A 2,117-nucleotide genomic window follows, 5' to 3' on the forward strand; every position below is an offset into this window, starting at 1 on the left:
AATGTCGGTCAGCTGATCCACAAGGGAGGAAACTGCATGGATCGTCGTTCATTCATCCGCAAGGCCGGTGCGTCCGGCGTCGGCGTCGCGGCAGCGGCCGCAGCGCTTGCCACGCCGGCGATAGCCCAGTCCAATCCGAAAGTGACGTGGCGGCTGGCATCGTCCTTCCCAAAATCGCTCGACACGATCTATGGCGGCGCGGAAGTCTTCTCCAAGATGCTGTCGGAAGCGACCGACGGCAATTTCCAGGTCCAGGTCTTCGCATCGGGCGAACTGGTGCCCGGCCTGCAGGCTGCGGACGCCACCGCTGCCGGCACCGTCGAGGCTTGTCATACGGTGGCATACTACTACTGGGGCAAGGACCCGACCTGGGCGCTTGGCGCGGCGGTGCCGTTCTCGCTCAACGCGCGTGGCATCAATGCCTGGCACTACCATGGCGGCGGCATCGACCTGTTCAACGAATTCCTGGCCACGCAGGGGCTGTTCGGCCTGCCGGGCGGCAACACGGGCGTGCAGATGGGCGGCTGGTTCCGCAAGCAGATCAACACCGTGGCCGATCTCTCCGGCCTCAAGATGCGCATCGGCGGCTTTGCCGGCAAGGTGGTGCAGAAACTCGGCGTCGTGCCGCAGCAGATCGCCGGCGGCGACATCTATCCCGCGCTGGAGAAGGGCACGATCGACGCCGCCGAATGGGTCGGTCCCTATGACGACGAGAAGCTCGGCTTCTACAAGGTCGCACCCTACTACTACTATCCCGGCTGGTGGGAAGGCGGCCCGACCGTGCATCTGATGTTCAACAAGGCCAAGTACGAGGAACTGTCGCCGGCCTACAAGTCGCTGGTGCGCACGGCCGCGCAAGCCGCCGACGCCAACATGCTGCAGAAGTACGACAATCTCAATCCGGCGGCGGTGAAGCGGTTGGTGGCCGGCGGCGCCAAGCTGGCGCCTTTCAGCCAGGAGATCATGGCGGCTTGCTTCGAAAAGGCCAACGAAGTCTATGCCGAAATGGAGGCCAACAACGCACCGTTCAAGAAGATCTGGGAATCGATCAAGGGCTTCCGCAAGGAGCACTATCTCTGGGCCCAGGTCGCCGAATACAACTACGACACCTTCATGATGGTGCAGCAACGCAACGGCAAGCTGTAAGCGAGGCCCACCTTCTCCCCTTGTGGGGTGAGCAGCCGGTTCGCGAAGCGAATTCATCGTGCCGGTGGCACGATGAAAGGCCAGCGAATGCCGGGACGCTGCGAAGCAGCGGGGACCCGGCCGGGGTGGATCGGCGCGCAGCGCCGAGACGGATGAGGGGTGTTGGCCGGAGTGCCGTCGGCGCCAAGCTGGAGCACCCCTCATCCGCCGCCTTCGGCGACACCTTCTCCCACAAGGGGAGAAGGGAAGAACTGAGCGCAAAACCGGTGCTTCAGCTATTGTTCGGCACCACCAGCACCTTGACCTCACCGGGGGCCGCGGGGTTCGAGATCACGCGCGGCGCCTCCTCGAGAGGCACCTGCTTCGAAATCAGCTTGTCGATCTCGATCGCGCCTGACGCGACAAGCTCCGCGGCGCGGCGATGCGTGAAGGGGTTGATGAAGGAGCCAAGAACCTTCAATTCACGGAACAGGACATCGAAGGGCTCGAAGGCGACCTTCTGGCCCTGAGGCATCACGCCGACGATCACCACCGTGCCGCCGGCCTTCGCCAGTCGCATCGATTGTTCCACGGTGTCGGGAACGCCGGCGCATTCGAGCACGACGTCGACGCCGCCAGGCGCCAGGCCAGCCGGTCCGGCGATGGCCTCGATGGGGTCGATGGCGCTTGGATCGACGGTTGCCGTCGCGCCGAGCTCCTCGGCAAGCGCCCGGCGCGAGGCCTGCCGGGTCGACAGGATGATCGTCGTGGCGCCCGCCAGCTTAGCCAATTGCACGACAAGCAGGCCGATGACGCCGCCGCCGAGCACCGCCACCGAGGCGCCAGGCTTGATGCCGGCGAGGTCGACGCCGTGCAGGCAGCAGGCCAGCGGCTCGCAGAAGGCGCCATGCGTCGGCTTGAGATCGGCGGGCAAGAGGAAGGCCTGGCTTTGCGGCATCACGACATAGTCTGCAAAAACGCCGTCGCGGGGG

General features: G+C 65.0%; 2 protein-coding genes. One reads left to right on the forward strand and one right to left on the reverse strand.

Annotated elements, in window-relative coordinates:
• Positions 1-36: 36 nt before the first annotated feature.
• On the forward strand, positions 37-1,146 hold the full coding sequence (locus EOA38_RS34665) for a TRAP transporter substrate-binding protein (RefSeq protein WP_127301340.1): 1,110 nt from the start codon (positions 37-39) through the stop codon (positions 1,144-1,146).
• Between the two features lie 271 nt (positions 1,147-1,417).
• Here EOA38_RS34665 and EOA38_RS34670 read toward each other — a convergent pair.
• On the reverse strand, positions 1,418-2,117 hold a 700-nt coding region (locus EOA38_RS34670; RefSeq protein ID WP_127301341.1), incomplete at its 5' end, for a zinc-binding dehydrogenase.

The sequence above is a fragment of the Mesorhizobium sp. M1E.F.Ca.ET.041.01.1.1 genome, from assembly GCF_003997355.1.
Lineage (GTDB): Bacteria > Pseudomonadota > Alphaproteobacteria > Rhizobiales > Rhizobiaceae > Mesorhizobium.

What these genes read in the sequence shown, in the direction of transcription:
- EOA38_RS34665 (WP_127301340.1), top strand. Translation starts at nt 37, where the DNA reads ATGGATCGTCGTTCATTCATCCGCAAGGCCGGTGCGTCCGGCGTCGGC.